The sequence below is a fragment of the Enterobacter cloacae complex sp. HYC074_NIDB genome (assembly GCF_056673345.1).
Genome location: NZ_CP114214.1, coordinates 4,432,302 through 4,449,047, shown reverse-complemented (window position 1 = coordinate 4,449,047; position 16,746 = coordinate 4,432,302). Strand labels below are relative to the sequence as shown.

16 protein-coding genes are annotated in these 16,746 nt (G+C 58.2%); 14 read left to right on the top strand and 2 right to left on the bottom strand.

The genetic code is table 11. The features are described 5' to 3' along the window. Positions 1-10 precede the first annotated feature (10 nt). The 3 genes from rpoH to livJ all read left to right on the top strand — a co-directional run bounded on the left by rpoH (position 11) and on the right by livJ (position 3,568). Entirely contained in the window at positions 11-868 is an 858-nt protein-coding gene (gene rpoH, locus O1724_RS21660; RefSeq protein WP_000159624.1) for an RNA polymerase sigma factor RpoH, read from the top strand. Between the two features lie 136 nt (positions 869-1,004). Then, positions 1,005-2,270: a 4-aminobutyrate--2-oxoglutarate transaminase gene (locus tag O1724_RS21655; RefSeq protein ID WP_022651967.1), complete on the top strand. Its 1,266-nt coding sequence runs from the start codon at positions 1,005-1,007 to the stop codon at positions 2,268-2,270. A gap of 197 nt (positions 2,271-2,467) precedes the next feature. Next, a complete protein-coding gene (gene livJ / locus O1724_RS21650) occupies positions 2,468-3,568 on the top strand; it encodes a branched chain amino acid ABC transporter substrate-binding protein LivJ (RefSeq protein ID WP_003861530.1) in 1,101 nt (366 codons plus the stop codon). A 117-nt stretch (positions 3,569-3,685) separates the two neighbouring features. On the opposite strand, the gene panM is transcribed toward livJ, so the two are convergent. Further along, the gene (panM, locus tag O1724_RS21645) at positions 3,686-4,069 is read right to left on the bottom strand and encodes an aspartate 1-decarboxylase autocleavage activator PanM (RefSeq protein ID WP_023314973.1); all 384 of its coding nucleotides are present in this window, start codon (positions 4,067-4,069) and stop codon (positions 3,686-3,688) included. 424 nt (positions 4,070-4,493) lie between these two features. Between panM and livK the strand changes: the two genes are divergently transcribed. From livK to ugpQ, 10 genes are all read left to right on the top strand, one after another. Beyond that, positions 4,494-5,603 (top strand): high-affinity branched-chain amino acid ABC transporter substrate-binding protein LivK, encoded by a 1,110-nt coding sequence (gene livK, locus O1724_RS21640; RefSeq protein ID WP_414539582.1) that lies wholly within the window; start codon positions 4,494-4,496, stop codon positions 5,601-5,603. Between the two features lie 46 nt (positions 5,604-5,649). Continuing rightward, positions 5,650-6,576, top strand: coding sequence for a high-affinity branched-chain amino acid ABC transporter permease LivH (gene livH, locus O1724_RS21635; RefSeq protein WP_003861540.1), 927 nt, complete (start codon positions 5,650-5,652; stop codon positions 6,574-6,576). Further along, a complete protein-coding gene (locus O1724_RS21630; protein ID WP_003861542.1) occupies positions 6,573-7,850 on the top strand; it encodes a high-affinity branched-chain amino acid ABC transporter permease LivM in 1,278 nt (425 codons plus the stop codon). Before livH ends, O1724_RS21630 begins: the two co-directional genes overlap by 4 nt. Then, positions 7,847-8,611: a high-affinity branched-chain amino acid ABC transporter ATP-binding protein LivG gene (gene livG, locus O1724_RS21625; protein ID WP_003861544.1), complete on the top strand. Its 765-nt coding sequence runs from the start codon at positions 7,847-7,849 to the stop codon at positions 8,609-8,611. Before O1724_RS21630 ends, livG begins: the two co-directional genes overlap by 4 nt. A 1-nt stretch (position 8,612) precedes the next feature. Then, positions 8,613-9,326: a high-affinity branched-chain amino acid ABC transporter ATP-binding protein LivF gene (gene livF / locus O1724_RS21620; RefSeq protein ID WP_022651964.1), complete on the top strand. Its 714-nt coding sequence runs from the start codon at positions 8,613-8,615 to the stop codon at positions 9,324-9,326. A 251-nt stretch (positions 9,327-9,577) separates the two neighbouring features. After that, on the top strand, positions 9,578-10,894 hold the full coding sequence (ugpB, locus tag O1724_RS21615; RefSeq protein WP_022651963.1) for a sn-glycerol-3-phosphate ABC transporter substrate-binding protein UgpB: 1,317 nt from the start codon (positions 9,578-9,580) through the stop codon (positions 10,892-10,894). Between the two features lie 72 nt (positions 10,895-10,966). Then, positions 10,967-11,854 carry a sn-glycerol-3-phosphate ABC transporter permease UgpA gene (gene ugpA, locus O1724_RS21610; protein WP_126297150.1) on the top strand — a complete coding sequence of 296 codons (888 nt, stop codon included), beginning with the start codon at positions 10,967-10,969 and terminating at the stop codon, positions 11,852-11,854. Next, a complete protein-coding gene (ugpE, locus tag O1724_RS21605; RefSeq protein ID WP_479983908.1) occupies positions 11,851-12,696 on the top strand; it encodes a sn-glycerol-3-phosphate ABC transporter permease UgpE in 846 nt (281 codons plus the stop codon). Before ugpA ends, ugpE begins: the two co-directional genes overlap by 4 nt. Before the next feature lies 1 nt (position 12,697). Next, entirely contained in the window at positions 12,698-13,768 is a 1,071-nt protein-coding gene (locus O1724_RS21600; protein WP_414539579.1) for a sn-glycerol-3-phosphate import ATP-binding protein UgpC, read from the top strand. Continuing rightward, on the top strand, positions 13,765-14,505 hold the full coding sequence (gene ugpQ / locus O1724_RS21595; protein ID WP_045336146.1) for a glycerophosphodiester phosphodiesterase: 741 nt from the start codon (positions 13,765-13,767) through the stop codon (positions 14,503-14,505). The genes O1724_RS21600 and ugpQ overlap by 4 nt, the downstream gene beginning before the upstream one ends. On the opposite strand, the gene O1724_RS21590 is transcribed toward ugpQ, so the two are convergent. After that, entirely contained in the window at positions 14,495-14,866 is a 372-nt protein-coding gene (locus tag O1724_RS21590; RefSeq protein ID WP_022651960.1) for a DUF2756 family protein, read from the bottom strand. The genes ugpQ and O1724_RS21590 overlap by 11 nt on opposite strands. 122 nt (positions 14,867-14,988) lie before the next feature. Between O1724_RS21590 and ggt the strand changes: the two genes are divergently transcribed. Beyond that, complete coding sequence (gene ggt / locus O1724_RS21585) at positions 14,989-16,734, top strand: gamma-glutamyltransferase (RefSeq protein ID WP_479983907.1); 1,746 nt, start codon at positions 14,989-14,991, stop codon at positions 16,732-16,734. The last annotated feature ends 12 nt before the right edge of the window (positions 16,735-16,746 follow it).

Sequence of the window (16,746 nt, the reverse complement as noted above, 5' to 3'; positions counted from 1 at the left end):
AGAGGAATGAATGACCAAAGAAATGCAAACTTTAGCTTTAGCCCCTGTTGGTAACCTGGAATCTTACATCCGGGCTGCGAACACCTGGCCGATGTTAACGGCTGAGGAAGAAAAGGAGCTTGCTGAAAAGCTGCATTACCAGGGCGATCTGGAAGCAGCTAAAACGCTGATCCTGTCTCACCTGCGCTTTGTTGTTCACGTTGCTCGTAATTATGCGGGCTACGGCCTGCCGCAGGCGGACCTGATTCAGGAAGGTAATATTGGCCTGATGAAGGCGGTACGTCGCTTTAACCCGGAAGTGGGTGTGCGACTCGTCTCCTTCGCCGTGCACTGGATCAAAGCGGAAATTCACGAATACGTCCTGCGTAACTGGCGTATTGTGAAAGTCGCCACGACGAAAGCGCAGCGCAAACTGTTCTTCAACCTGCGTAAAACCAAGCAGCGTCTGGGCTGGTTCAATCAGGATGAAGTGGAAATGGTGGCGCGCGAGCTGGGCGTTTCCAGCAAAGACGTCCGCGAGATGGAATCCCGTATGGCCGCTCAGGACATGACGTTTGATATGTCTGCCGACGATGACGCGTCCGACAGCCAGCCGATGGCCCCGGTTCTGTATCTACAGGATAAAACCTCTAACTTTGCTGACGGCATTGAAGAGGATAACTGGGAAGACCAGGCGGCGAACAAGCTGACCTTCGCGATGGAAGGCCTAGACGAGCGTAGCCAGGATATCATCCGTGCCCGCTGGCTGGACGAAGATAACAAGTCCACGTTGCAGGAACTGGCCGACCGCTACGGCGTCTCCGCTGAACGTGTGCGTCAGCTTGAAAAGAACGCCATGAAAAAACTTCGCGCCGCTATCGAAGCGTAATTTTCGCGAAGTACACCGAGAACCCCTGGATGAGAGTCTGGGGGTTTTGTTTTTTTAGCGCCCGCTCTGGCGAATTTCTTCCCCCTGGCAAACACTTACTGATGCGCTAAGCAGGCGACTTTCAGAGGGTGACAGGGTGAAAAATAACGAACTGAACGACCGGCGTTTACAGGCGACGCCGCGCGGTATCGGCGTCATGTGTAACTTCTATGCCGATAAAGCCGAAAACGCCACGGTGTGGGACGTGGAAGGTAACGAGTATATTGATTTTGCCGCAGGGATCGCCGTGCTGAATACCGGGCATCGCCATCCTAAAGTTATCGCCGCCATCGAAAAACAGCTTCACGCCTTTACCCATACCGCTTATCAGATCGTCCCCTATGAAGGTTATGTGGCGCTTGCCGAGCGCATCAACCAGCGCGTACCCATAGAGGGGCCAGCCAAAACCGCCTTTTTCTCAACCGGTGCAGAAGCGGTCGAAAACGCGGTGAAAATTGCCCGCGCGTACACCAGACGTCCCGGCCTTATCACCTTCGGCGGCGCGTTCCACGGCCGTACCTTTATGACCATGGCGCTGACCGGCAAAGTGGCGCCCTATAAGCTCGGCTTCGGCCCGTTCCCTGGCTCGGTGTACCACGCGCAATTCCCTAACAGCTTGCACGGCGTCAGTACCGCCGAAGCGTTAAAAAGCCTGGAGCGCATCTTCAAAGCCGATATCGCGCCCGATCAGGTGGCGGCAATCATTATTGAACCGGTTCAGGGCGAGGGCGGATTCAACGTCGCGCCCGCTGATTTTATGCAGGCGCTGCGTGCCCTGTGCGATACCCACGGGATTTTACTGATTGCCGACGAAGTGCAAACCGGCTTCGCCCGTACCGGCAAGCTGTTCTCCATGGAAAACCACTGCGTGAAGCCCGATCTGATCACTATGGCGAAAAGCCTGGCGGGCGGGATGCCGCTTTCTGCCGTCTCTGGCCGGGCGGAGGTGATGGATGCGCCCGCGCCGGGTGGACTTGGCGGAACCTACGCAGGTAACCCGCTGGCGATTGCGGCGGCCCATGCGGTGCTGGATGTGATTGACGAGGACGATCTCTGCACCCGCGCGGCGCATCTCGGGCATCATCTGGTCGAGGTGCTGAATAAAGCGAAGGATGGCTGTCCGTATATCGCCGATATCCGTGGGCAGGGGTCGATGGTGGCGGTGGAATTTACCGATCCGCAAACCGGACAGCCGTCGCCGGAATTTACCCGTCAGGTTCAGGAGCGCGCGTTGAACGAAGGGCTGCTGCTTTTGAGCTGCGGCGTTTACGGCAACGTTATTCGCTTCCTCTACCCACTCACCATCCCCGAAGCGCAGTTTCGTAAAGCGCTGGATATTATTTCCGCCTCGCTGACACGATAAAGCCAAAAGCCCGGCTGAAATGAAGGCCGGGCTTATCATATTTTCATTTCAAATTAGCTATTCCAAAATCATAAAAATGGGGTATGTTTTAGCAGAGTATGCTGAAAAAGCGCGAACAGCACGCCTATAACTGAAATAAAGCGCTACACAACAACATCACAACAATCGTTATAACCATAATAATGGGGAATCTCAGGATGAACATGAAGGGTAAAGCGTTACTGGCAGGATGTATCGCGTTGGCATTCAGCGCCATGGCGCAGGCCGATATTAAAGTGGCCGTGGTGGGCGCAATGTCCGGTCCGGTAGCACAGTACGGCGACCAGGAATTTACGGGCGCGGAACAGGCGGTTGCAGACATTAATGCTAAGGGCGGCATCAAGGGCGAAAAGCTGCAAATCGTAAAATATGACGATGCCTGTGACCCGAAACAGGCGGTCGCGGTGGCGAACAAAGTGGTAAACGACGGGATCAAATACGTTATTGGTCACCTGTGCTCCTCTTCCACCCAGCCCGCGTCTGACATCTACGAAGACGAAGGCATTCTGATGATCACGCCGGCCGCGACGGCGCCAGAGCTGACCGCGCGCGGCTATAAGCTGATCCTGCGTACCACCGGTCTGGACTCCGATCAGGGGCCAACCGCCGCGAAATACATCGTGGAAAAAGTGAAGCCGCAGCGCATCGCGATTGTTCATGACAAACAGCAGTACGGCGAAGGCCTGGCCCGTGCGGTGCAGGATAACCTGAAAAAAGCGAACGCCAACGTGGTGTTCTTTGACGGTATCACCGCCGGTGAGAAAGACTTCTCGACCCTGGTCGCGCGTCTGAAGAAAGAAAACATCGATTTCGTTTACTACGGCGGCTACCACCCGGAAATGGGGCAGATCCTGCGTCAGGCGCGTGCGGCGGGTCTGAAGACGCAGTTCATGGGGCCAGAAGGTGTCGCGAACGTTTCCCTGTCTAACATCGCGGGTGAATCCGCTGAAGGTCTGCTGGTGACCAAGCCGAAGAACTACGACCAGGTGCCTGCGAACAAACCTGTTGTCGATGCCATCAAGGCGAAGAAACAGGATCCAAGCGGTGCGTTCGTCTGGACCACCTACGCAGCGTTGCAGTCTCTGCAAGCGGGCCTGAACCAGTCAGCCGATCCGGCGGAGATTGCCACCTGGCTGAAAGCGAACTCGGTGGAAACCGTGATGGGACCGCTGTCCTGGGATGAGAAGGGCGACCTGAAGGGCTTCGAGTTCGGCGTGTTTGACTGGCATGCCAATGGCACTGCTACTGATGCCAAATAATGCTGGTGCGGGTTGATGCCCTCACCCTAACCCTCTCCCACGGGGAGAGGGGATTACCCGGTTTTCTCCCTCTCCCTTAGGGAGAGGGCCGGGGTGAGGGTATCAGGCCGCACAGATCTAGCGCTTCTCCCACCCGTTCGACTGCGCCGTAAACCCTAACGCCTGCATAAACGCTGCCATCACGCCGCGATCCTCCACGCCCACGTCGGCCATCCACCAGGAGGTTACGCTCGGGTTTTCGCGGATCACCTCTTCAATCAAATACTGCCCGACCCCGCGACGACGGGTCACGTCGCGCACGCGCAGGGAGTCCAGCGCCCCTTCCGTGCCGCTCAGCGTTACGCGGACGGCGGCCAGCAGACGTTCATTAAAACGCGCGGCATAGATGCGGTGGTTTTCATCGACGGCCAGCGATGAAGGGGAATATTCCGGCCAGATCTTGCCCAGGTCGATATGATCCTGGTCGCTAAAGGTCACCAGACGCACGATAGTCAGTTTCATTAGCTGCTTGTCCAAATCAAAAAGAGTAGGGCCAGTGTACTCAATTTATTTGCTCAGGCGCTTTCTCTTTTTCTTCCCATTTACCAGGTGATTAGTTTTTTGACAGCGTAATGCGCAGTTTGAAAACACATGGATCGAAAAATAAGCAGAATTTTAACCTGAAGGGCAGTGATTTATTCGGCGCTTTGTACCGTTATTTTATGCTGCCAACTGCGCTTTTATTTGTTTATCTCCGCCTGATTTCAGAATATTATCTTTGCTTAATCGCCTGAAAAATAGAGATATTAGTCTGGTTTTTGACAAAAAACTGCGCTAAACCATTAAAGGCACTGGTAAAAATAGCGTTGTTCATTAAAAGTACAGAATGCTTTTTAACCATAATAAAACAAAATATAAACACGACATCACGAATGGGGATTCAGAGATGAAAAGGAACGCGAAGACGTTAATCGCGGGGATGGTCGCACTGTCGATCTCGCATGCCGCTATGGCAGACGACATTAAAGTTGCGGTAGTGGGGGCGATGTCCGGCCCTGTTGCCCAGTGGGGTGACATGGAGTTCAACGGCGCGCGTCAGGCCATCAAAGATATCAACGCCAAAGGCGGGATCAAAGGCGACAAGCTGGTGGGCGTGGAGTATGACGACGCCTGCGATCCAAAACAGGCCGTCGCGGTCGCCAACAAAATTGTTAACGACGGTATCCAGTACGTCATAGGGCACCTGTGTTCCTCTTCCACGCAGCCTGCGTCTGATATCTACGAAGACGAAGGCATTCTGATGATCACCCCGGGCGCCACCAACCCGGAACTGACCCAGCGCGGCTACCAGCACATCATGCGTACCGCCGGTCTGGACTCCTCTCAGGGGCCAACCGCCGCCAAATACATCCTCGAAACCGTTAAGCCGCAGCGTATCGCCATCATTCATGATAAACAGCAGTACGGCGAAGGCCTGGCGCGTTCCGTACAGGACGGCCTGAAAAAAGGCGGGGCGAACATCGTCTTCTTCGACGGCATTACCGCCGGTGAAAAAGACTTCTCCGCGCTGATCGCCCGCCTGCAAAAAGAGAATATCGACTTCGTTTACTACGGCGGCTACTACCCGGAAATGGGGCAGATGCTGCGCCAGGCGCGCGCCACCGGCCTGAAAACCCAGTTCATGGGGCCAGAGGGCGTGGGCAATGCCTCCCTGTCCAACATCGCGGGGGATTCTGCCGAAGGCATGCTGGTGACGATGCCAAAACGCTATGACCAGGATCCGGCGAATAAGGTTATCGTGGATGCGCTCAAGGCGCAGAAGAAAGATCCAAGTGGTCCGTACGTCTGGATCACCTACGCGGCCGTGCAGTCTCTGGCCACCGCGCTGGACCGTACCGGCAGCAAAGAACCGCTGGATCTGGTGAAAGATATAAAAGCGCACGGGGCGAACACCGTGATTGGGCCGCTGAACTGGGATGAGAAAGGCGATCTGAAGGGATTTGAATTTGGTGTCTTTAAGTGGCACGCCGACGGTTCGTCCTCGGTCGCCAGATAATCATCCCACCGCCCGGCTCACCGGGCGGGTATAAAAAGGTTTGCATATGTCCGAGCAGTTTCTCTACTTTTTGCAGCAGATGTTTAACGGCGTCACGCTGGGAAGCACCTACGCGCTGATCGCCATCGGCTACACGATGGTTTACGGCATTATCGGCATGATTAACTTCGCCCACGGCGAGGTGTACATGATCGGTAGCTACGTCTCCTTTATGATCATCGCCGCGCTGATGATGATGGGCATCGACAGCAGCTGGCTGCTGGTGGCCGCAGGGTTTGTCGGCGCGATTGTGATCGCCAGCGCCTACGGCTGGAGTATCGAACGGGTAGCCTACCGACCGGTGCGCAGCTCCAAGCGCCTGATCGCGCTGATCTCCGCCATCGGGATGTCCATTTTCCTGCAAAACTACGTCAGCCTGACTGAAGGTTCACGCGACGTGGCGCTGCCAAGCCTGTTTAACGGCCAGTGGATTGTGGGGGCCAGCGAAAACTTCTCCGCCTCTGTCACCACCATGCAGCTGGTAATCTGGGTTGTGACCTTTATTGCGATGCTGGCCCTGACCCTGTTCATCCGCTACTCCCGCATGGGACGCGCCTGCCGCGCCTGCGCGGAAGATCTGAAGATGGCGAGCCTGCTCGGGATTAACACCGACCGCGTGATTGCCCTGACCTTCGTGATCGGCGCAGCGATGGCGGCGGTGGCTGGCGTGTTGCTCGGTCAGTTCTACGGCGTAATCAACCCGTACATCGGCTTTATGGCCGGGATGAAAGCCTTCACCGCGGCGGTACTGGGCGGCATCGGCAGCATTCCGGGCGCGATGATCGGCGGCCTGATTTTGGGCGTGGCCGAAGCGCTCTCCTCTGCGTATCTGAGCACCGAATATAAAGATGTGGTGTCGTTTGCCCTGCTAATTCTGGTTCTGCTGGTGATGCCTACCGGTATTCTGGGCCGTCCGGAGGTAGAGAAAGTATGAAACCGATGCATTTTGCGATGGCGCTGCTCTCTGCCGCCATGTTCTTCGTCCTGGCGGGCGTCTTTATGGGCGTCCAGTTAGGGCTGGACGGCACGAAGCTGGTGGTGGATACCGCCCCCGACATCCGCTGGCAGTGGGTGTTTATCGGCACCGCTGTGGTGTTCCTGTTCCAGCTGCTGCGTCCGCTGTTCCAGAAGACGCTGAAAAACGTCTCCGGGCCGAAATTCGTCCTGCCGGCGATCGACGGTACAACCGTGAAACAGAAGCTGTTCCTTGTGGCGCTGCTGGTGGCTGCCGTGGCGTGGCCGTTTATGGTATCGCGCGGGACGGTGGATATTGCCACCCTGACCATGATCTACGTGATTCTGGGGCTGGGTCTGAACGTGGTGGTGGGGCTGTCTGGCCTGCTGGTGCTGGGCTACGGCGGGTTCTACGCCATCGGCGCGTACACCTTCGCGCTGCTGAACCACTATTACGGCCTCGGCTTCTGGACCTGTCTGCCGCTGGCGGGGCTGGTCTCTGCCGCGGCGGGCTTCCTGCTCGGCTTCCCGGTGCTGCGCCTGCGCGGTGACTACCTGGCGATTGTGACCTTAGGCTTCGGCGAAATCGTCCGTATCCTGCTGCTCAACAATACCGAGGTGACCGGCGGTCCGAACGGCATCAGCCAGATCCCGAAACCGACCTTCTTCGGCCTGGAGTTCAGCCGTACCGCCCGCGAAGGCGGCTGGGATACCTTCAGCAACTTCTTTGGCATCAAATACGATCCGTCCGACCGCGTGATCTGGCTCTATCTGGTGGCGCTGCTGCTGGTGGTGATTACGCTGTTTGTGATCAACCGTCTGCTGCGCATGCCGCTGGGTCGCGCGTGGGAAGCGCTGCGCGAAGATGAGATCGCCTGCCGCTCCCTGGGCCTGAACCCGACCCGCATCAAGCTGACCGCATTTACCATCAGCGCCGCGTTTGCCGGTTTCGCCGGAACGCTGTTTGCCGCGCGTCAGGGCTTCGTCAGCCCGGAATCGTTCACCTTTGCCGAATCGGCCTTCGTGCTGGCGATTGTGGTGCTCGGCGGAATGGGCTCGCAGTTCGCCGTGATCCTCGCGGCTATCCTGCTGGTGGTCTCCCGCGAGCTGATGCGCGACTTTAACGAATACAGCATGTTAATGCTGGGTGGTTTGATGGTGCTGATGATGATCTGGCGTCCGCAGGGTCTCCTGCCGATGACCCGTCCACAGCTGAAGCTGAAACGCACACAGGCGAAAGGAGAGCAGGCATGAAGCCTTTATTATCCGTTAACGGCCTGATGATGCGTTTTGGCGGCCTGCTGGCGGTCAACAATGTGAATCTGGATCTGCACAAGAAAGAGATTGTCTCCCTGATTGGCCCGAACGGCGCGGGAAAAACCACGGTCTTCAACTGCCTGACCGGCTTCTACAAGCCGACGGGCGGCACCATCATGCTGCGCGATCAGCATCTTGAAGGGCTGCCGGGCCAGCAGATTGCCCGCATGGGCGTGGTGCGTACCTTCCAGCACGTGCGTCTGTTCCGCGAGATGACGGTGATTGAGAACCTGCTGGTGGCGCAACATCAGCAGCTGAAAACCGGCCTCTTCTCCGGCCTGCTGAAAACCCCGGCCTTCCGCCGCACGCAGGAAGAGGCGCTCGATCGCGCCGCGACCTGGCTCGACCGTATCGGCCTGCTCCAGCACGCCAACCGTCAGGCGAGCAACCTCGCTTACGGGGATCAGCGTCGCCTGGAGATTGTGCGCTGCATGGTGACGCAGCCGGAGATCCTGATGCTCGACGAACCAGCGGCAGGTCTCAATCCGAAAGAGACCAAAGAGCTGGACGAGCTGATTGCCGAGCTGCGCGACCATCACGACACCACCATCCTGCTGATTGAGCATGACATGAAGCTGGTGATGGGCATTTCGGACCGTATCTACGTGGTAAACCAGGGCACGCCGCTGGCAAACGGCACGCCGGAAGAGATCCGCAACAACCCGGACGTGATCCGCGCATACCTTGGTGAGGCATAAGATGGAAAAAGCGATGTTAACGTTCGACAAGGTCAACGCGCACTACGGCAAAATTCAGGCGCTGCACGATGTCAGCCTGCATATCAATCAGGGCGAAATCGTCACCCTGATTGGGGCTAACGGCGCGGGCAAAACCACGCTGCTCGGCACCCTGTGCGGCGACCCGCGCGCCACCAGCGGGCGGATTGTGTTTGATGGTAAAGACATCACCGACTGGCAGACCGCCAGAATCATGCGTGAAGCGGTGGCGATTGTCCCGGAAGGGCGTCGCGTATTCTCCCGCATGACGGTGGAAGAGAATCTGGCGATGGGCGGTTTCTTCGCCCACCGGGATGAATACCAGACCCGCATCAAGTGGGTGTACGAACTCTTCCCGCGCCTGTGGGAGCGTCGTATTCAGCGCGCGGGCACCATGTCCGGCGGCGAGCAACAGATGCTGGCGATTGGCCGCGCGCTGATGAGCCAGCCGCGTCTGCTGTTGCTGGATGAACCGTCGCTCGGTCTTGCGCCAATCATCATCCAGCAGATTTTCGACACCATTGAGCAGCTGCGCAAAGAGGGGATGACCATCTTCCTCGTCGAACAGAACGCCAACCAGGCGCTGAAGCTCGCTGACCGCGGCTATGTGCTGGAGAACGGGCGCGTGGTGCTCTCCGATACCGGCGATGCGCTGCTGGCGAACGAAGCGGTGCGGAGCGCGTACCTGGGCGGATAGGTAAAAGCAAAAAGGCAACGCAAGTTGCCTTTTTTAGTGTTTTCTCCCTCTCCCTGTGGGAGAGGGCCGGGGTGAGGGCACCAGACCGCACCCAACATCTAAACCCCTTCACACAACCATCATCCCTCTGACGCCTGGCTGTCACCTGTCTGTAAACAAACAGTTATTTTTCTGTCATTCGAGCATGTCATGTTACCTCGCGAGCATAAAACGCGTGATATCGCGCATCCGGCACAATAAGAGAGATGACAATGACATCGTTACGACACACAGCTTTGGGTCTGGCACTGGGTCTGGCTTTTGCGACGAACGCAATGGCTGTGACGACCATTCCGTTCTGGCATTCCATGGAAGGGGAGTTGGGTAAAGAGGTTGACTCCCTGGCGCAACGTTTCAACGACACCCACCCGGATTACAAAATTGTGCCGGTGTACAAAGGCAACTACGAGCAGAGCCTTAGCGCGGGCATCGCCGCCTTCCGTACCGGTAACGCGCCTGCGCTGTTACAGGTTTATGAAGTGGGCACCGCGACCATGATGGCCTCCAAAGCCATCAAGCCGGTGTACGAGGTGTTCAAAGAGGCGGGCATTAACTTTGACGAGTCCCAGTTCGTGCCAACCGTGGCGGGATACTACACGGATTCCAAAAGCGGGCATCTGCTGTCCCAGCCGTTTAACAGCTCCACGCCGGTGCTGTACTACAACAAAGACGCCTTCAGGAAAGCCGGTTTAGATCCGGAGCAGCCGCCAAAAACCTGGCAGGACCTGGCCGAATACACCGCGAAGCTGAAAGCGGCGGGGATGAAGTGCGGCTACGCCAGCGGCTGGCAGGGCTGGATCCAGATTGAAAACTTCAGCGCCTGGCACGGCCTGCCGGTTGCCACCAAAAACAACGGCTTCGACGGTACCGACGCGGTGCTGGAGTTCAACAAGCCGGAGCAGGTGAAGCACATCGCGCTGCTGGAAGCACTCAATAAGAAGGGCGACTTCAGCTACTTCGGGCGTAAAGACGAATCCACCGAGAAGTTCTACAACGGCGATTGCGCCATTACCACCGCCTCATCTGGCTCGCTGGCAGACATCCGTCACTACGCCAAATTCAATTACGGCGTGGGCATGATGCCGTACGACGCTGACGTCAAAGGCGCGCCGCAGAATGCCATCATCGGCGGGGCGAGCCTGTGGGTGATGCAGGGTAAAGACAACGGCACCTACAAAGGCGTGGCCGAGTTCCTCGACTTCCTGGCTAAGCCGGAAAACGCCGCCGAGTGGCACCAGAAGACCGGCTACCTGCCGATCACCAAAGCCGCGTACGACCTGACCCGCGAGCAGGGCTTCTACAGCAAGAACCCGGGCGCGGATATCGCGACGCGTCAGATGCTGAACAAGCCGCCGTTGCCGTTCACCAAAGGCCTGCGTCTGGGCAACATGCCGCAGATCCGCACCATCGTCGATGAAGAGCTGGAAAGCGTCTGGACCGGGAAGAAAACGCCACAGCAGGCGCTGGATTCCGCGGTAGAGCGCGGGAATCAGCTGCTGCGCCGCTTTGAGCAGTCGACGAAGTCTTAATCTTTTTGCCCTCACTAACCCTCTCCCTTTGGGAGAGGGACGGGGTGAGGGGAAACCAACCTGAGCTAACCTATGTCATCATCCCGTCCGGTGTTCCGTTCCCGCTGGCTGCCGTATCTGCTGGTCGCGCCGCAGCTGGTCATCACCGTCATCTTCTTTATCTGGCCTGCGGGCGAAGCGCTGTGGTACTCGGTACAAAGCGTCGATCCGTTCGGGCTTTCCAGCCAGTTTGTCGGGCTGGACAACTTTACCGCGCTGTTCCACGACAGCTACTACCTGGATTCCTTCTGGACGACGATCAAATTCAGCGCGCTGGTCACCGTCAGCGGTCTTGTCGCGTCGCTGTTTTTCGCCGCGCTGGTGGATTACGTAGTACGGTGCAGCCGTCTGTATCAGACCCTGATGCTGCTGCCCTACGCCGTGGCTCCCGCCGTGGCCGCCGTGCTGTGGATCTTCCTGTTTAACCCGGGCCGCGGGCTGATTACCCACTTCCTGGGTGAGTTTGGCTATGACTGGAACCACGCCCAGAATAGCGGTCAGGCGATGTTCCTGGTGGTGTTCGCCTCGGTGTGGAAGCAGATCAGCTATAACTTCCTGTTTTTCTTTGCCGCGCTACAGTCTATCCCGCGTTCGCTGGTGGAGGCCGCCGCCATCGACGGCGCAGGGCCGGTGCGCCGCTTCTTCCGGCTGTCGCTGCCGCTGATCGCCCCGGTGAGTTTCTTCCTGCTGGTGGTGAACCTGGTGTACGCCTTCTTCGACACCTTCCCGGTGATCGACGCCGCCACCGCGGGCGGCCCGGTGCAGGCAACCACCACGCTGATTTACAAGATCTACCGCGAGGGCTTTGCCGGGCTTGATCTCTCAGCCTCTGCTGCACAGTCGGTCGTGCTGATGTTCCTCGTCATCATCCTCACGGTGGTGCAGTTCCGCTATGTCGAAAGTAAGGTGCGCTACCAATGATTGAGAACCGTCGCGGGCTGACGATTTTCAGCCATACCCTGCTAATCCTGGGCATCCTCGTCATCCTGTTCCCACTGTACGTGGCCTTTGTCGCCGCCACGCTGGACACCAAAGCGGTGTTCGACACGCCAATGACGCTGATCCCAGGCACGCATCTTTTCGAGAACATGAAGACTATCTGGACGCAGGGCGTGGGCGCTAACAGCGCGCCGTTCTGGCTGATGATGCTCAACAGTTTCATCATGGCGTTCGGCATCACCGTCGGCAAAATCACCGTGTCGATGCTTTCGGCCTTCGCCATCGTCTGGTTCCGCTTTCCGTTGCGTAACCTGTTTTTCTGGATGATTTACATCACCCTGATGCTGCCGGTGGAGGTGCGTATCTTCCCGACGGTGGAGGTGATCGCCAACCTGAAGATGCTCGACAGCTACGCGGGCTTGACCCTGCCGCTGATGGCCTCGGCGACCGCCACCTTCCTGTTTCGCCAGTTCTTTATGACCCTGCCGGATGAGCTGATTGAAGCCGCGCGCATTGACGGGGCCTCGCCGATGCGCTTCTTCCGCGACATCGTGCTGCCGCTGTCGAAAACCAATCTCGCGGCGCTGTTTGTGATCACCTTTATCTACGGCTGGAACCAGTATCTGTGGCCGCTGCTGATCGTTCAGGACGTCAACCTCGGCACCGCCGTGGCAGGCATCAAAGGCATGATCGCCACCGGCGAAGGCACCACCCTCTGGAACCAGGTGATGGCGGCGATGCTGCTCACCCTTATCCCACCCGTAGTCATTGTTTTAGCCATGCAGCGCGCGTTTGTCCGCGGCCTGGTCGATAGCGAGAAATAAGATGGCAGGTTTAAAATTACAGGCAGTAACCAAAAGCTGGGACGGCAAAACCCAGGTCATTCAGCCGCTGACGCTCGACGTGGCGGACGGGGAATTTATCGTGATGGTCGGCCCGTCCGGCTGCGGAAAATCCACCCTGCTGCGTATGGTGGCCGGGCTGGAGCGTGTGACGACCGGGGATATCTGGATTGACCGCCAGCGCGTTACCGAGATGGAACCCAAAGATCGCGGCATCGCGATGGTATTCCAGAACTACGCCCTCTATCCGCACATGAGCGTGGAAGAGAACATGGCCTGGGGGCTGAAAATTCGCGGTATGGGCAAAGGCCATATCGAGGAGCGCGTGAAAGAGGCCGCGCGCATTCTGGAGCTGGACGGCCTGCTCAAGCGTCGCCCGCGCGAGCTCTCCGGCGGCCAGCGCCAGCGCGTGGCGATGGGGCGCGCCATCGTGCGCGATCCGGCGGTATTTCTGTTCGACGAACCGCTGTCAAACCTCGACGCCAAACTGCGCGTGCAGATGCGTCTTGAGCTACAGCAGCTGCATCGGCGGCTGGGAACCACGTCCCTCTATGTGACCCACGATCAGGTTGAAGCCATGACCCTCGCCCAGCGCGTGATGGTGATGAACAAAGGCATCGCCGAGCAGATTGGCACCCCAGTGGAAGTCTACGAGAAACCGGCCAGCCGTTTTGTGGCGAGCTTTATCGGCAGCCCGGCGATGAACCTGCTGGACGGGCGGATCAATGCGGCGGGAACCCACTTCGAGCTGGAAAGCGGGATGGCGTTGCCGATCAACTGGTACTATCGTGGCTACGCCGGGCGTAAGATGACGCTTGGTATCCGCCCCGAGCATATTGGTTTGACGTCTCAGGCGGACGGCGGCGTGCCGCTGGTGATGGACACGCTGGAGATGCTGGGCGCAGACAACCTGGCGCACGGACGCTGGGGCGAGCAAAAGCTGGTAGTGCGTCTGCCGCATCAGGAGCGCCCGAAAGCAGGCAGCACGCTGTGGCTGCATATGCCGGAAAATCACCTGCACTTATTTGACGGTGAAACAGGACAACGAGTATGAGCAACTGGCCTTACCCCCACATCGTCGCCCACCGTGGTGGCGGTAAACTGGCGCCGGAAAACACCCTGGCGGCAATTGACGTTGGCGCACGCTACGGCCACACGATGATCGAGTTCGACGCCAAGCTATCGAAGGACGGCGAAATTTTCCTGCTGCACGACGACAACCTCGAACGCACCAGCAACGGCTGGGGCGTGGCGGGTGAACTGCCGTGGCGTGACCTGCTGAAGGTGGACGCCGGAAGCTGGTTCAGCGGCGAATTCAAAGGCGAACCGCTGCCGCTGCTGGCGGAAGTGGCGGACCGCTGTCGTCAACACGGCATGATGGCCAATATTGAAATCAAACCGACCACCGGCACCGGGCCGCTGACGGGTAAAGTGATTGCCCTTGCCGCGCGTGAGCTGTGGGAAGGGATGACCGCGCCGCTGCTGTCGTCGTTTGATATCGACGCGCTGGAAGCCGCACAGGCCGCCGTTCCGGAGTTGCCGCGCGGGCTGCTGCTGGATGCGTGGCGAGAAGACTGGCGCGCGCTGACGACCCGCTTAGGCTGCGTGTCGATCCACCTCAACCATAAGCTGCTGGATGAAGCGCGCGTGACGCTGTTGAAGGAGGCCGGTCTGCATATCCTGGTGTATACCGTCAACAAACCCCAGCGTGCAGCCGAGCTGCTGCGCTGGGGCGTGGACAGCATCTGTACCGATGCGATTGACCAGATCGGGCCGAACTTTATTTATTAAGCATACTGCCGTTCTGCTGGGTCGGCAGCATGTGCTGCTGACCGCTGCTTTGCGATACTCCGCCTCCTAACATCCCACCGTTTGCATTAGGCAGCGGCTGTTCAAGCATCTGGCCCTGCTGTACGCGCTGGGTGTTGGTATTCATCTGGTTTTGCAGGTGCTGCTGCTGCACCTGGGTCTGCGTCTTTAACTGCTGATTGAGCATCCCTTTCTGCTGCTGTTGCTGGCTCATCATCTCCGTCTGCATACGCTGCTGGCTCGGAATGACGTAGCCCGGCTGGTTCGGGTTGTTCAGGGTGTTGATTGGCTGTGCGAGCGCGGCGAACGGAAGCAGCGCGGTCAGGATCAGTAATCGTTTCATGGTTATCTCCTCCTTTGAGGCTTCTCTTAAGTTTACCCTCATTCCGGCATAACGATGATTTTTTAAGAGTTGTGAACCAGGCTTAAGCGGGGAATATGGGCCCCTTCACCTGGAGAACAATAATGATGAAACCAACCTTTTTGCGCTGGGTCGCCATCGCTGCGCTGATGGCAGGCGGCACATTTACCGTGGCGGCCAACCCGCCCGCCGCTCCACCGGTCTCTTACGGCGTGGAGGAGGATGTTTTTCACCCCGTGCGGGCGACGCACGGCATGGTGGCCTCGGTTGATGCGCTGGCAACGCAGGTGGGCGTCGATATTCTTAAACAGGGCGGTAACGCGGTGGATGCGGCGGTCGCGGTGGGATATGCGCTGGCGGTGACGCATCCACAGGCGGGGAACCTGGGCGGCGGCGGGTTTATGATGCTGCGCACCAAAGACGGTAAAACCACGGCCATCGACTTCCGTGAGATGGCGCCGAACCAGGCCTCCCGCGATATGTTCCTCGACGATCAGGGCAATCCGGACAGTAAAAAATCCCTGACCTCGCACCTTGCCTCCGGCACGCCGGGCACCGTTGCGGGGTTCTCGCTGGCGCTGGAAAAATACGGCACGCTGCCGCTGAATAAAGTGGTGCAGCCTGCCATCAGGCTGGCGCGCGACGTCTTCGTCGTCAACGACGCGCTGGCGGACGACCTCAAAACCTACGGCAGCGAAGTTATTCCCAATCATGAGAACAGCAAGGCTATCTTCTGGAAAGACGGCGAGCCGCTGAAGAAGGGCGATAAGCTGGTGCAGAAGAACATCGCAAAAAGTCTCGAACTGATTGCCGAAAACGGTCCGGATGCCTTCTATAAGGGGCCGATTGCCGATCAGATTGCGGATGAGATGCAGAAGAACGGCGGGCTGATCACCAAAGCGGATCTGGCGGAATATAAGGCGGTGGAGCGCGAGCCGATTAGTGGCACCTATCGCGGCTACGAGGTCTTCTCCATGCCGCCGCCGTCTTCCGGGGGCATTCACATCGTGCAGATCCTCAATATTCTGGAAAACTTCGATATGCACAAGTATGGCTTCGGTAGCGCCGATGCCATGCAGGTGATGGCCGAGGCGGAAAAGCGCGCCTACGCTGACCGCTCGGAATACCTCGGCGACCCGGACTTCGTAAAGGTGCCGTGGCAGGCGCTGACCAACAAAGCCTATGCCAAATCGATTGCCGATGAGATCGACATCAACAAGGCTAAACCGTCGAGCGAGATCCGCCCGGGCAAGCTGGCGCCGTATGAAAGTAACCAGACCACCCACTTCTCGGTCGTGGACAAAGACGGAAACGCGGTGGCGGTGACCTACACGCTTAACACCACCTTTGGCACCGGGATTGTGGCGGGCAATAGTGGTATTTTGCTGAACAACGAGATGGATGATTTTTCTGCCAAGCCGGGCGTGCCGAATGTCTACGGCCTGGTCGGCGGCGATGCGAATGCGGTAGGGCCGAAGAAGCGCCCGCTATCATCCATGTCGCCCACCATTGTGGTGAAAGACGGCAAAACCTGGCTGGTGACCGGCAGCCCTGGCGGGAGCCGGATTATCACCACCGTACTGCAAATGGTGGTGAACAGCATCGACTTTGGGATGAACGTCGCCGAAGCGACCAATGCGCCGCGTTTCCATCACCAGTGGCTGCCGGACGAGTTGCGCGTGGAGAAGGGCTTTAGCCCGGACACCCTCAAGCTGCTTGAGCAGCGCGGGCAGAAGGTGGCGGTGAAGGAGGCGATGGGCAGCACCCAGAGCATTATGGTCGGACCGGATGGCGCGCTGTTTGGCGCGTCGGACCCGCGTTCGGTGGATGATTTAACGGCGGGGTATTGATTTTGTTGCCCG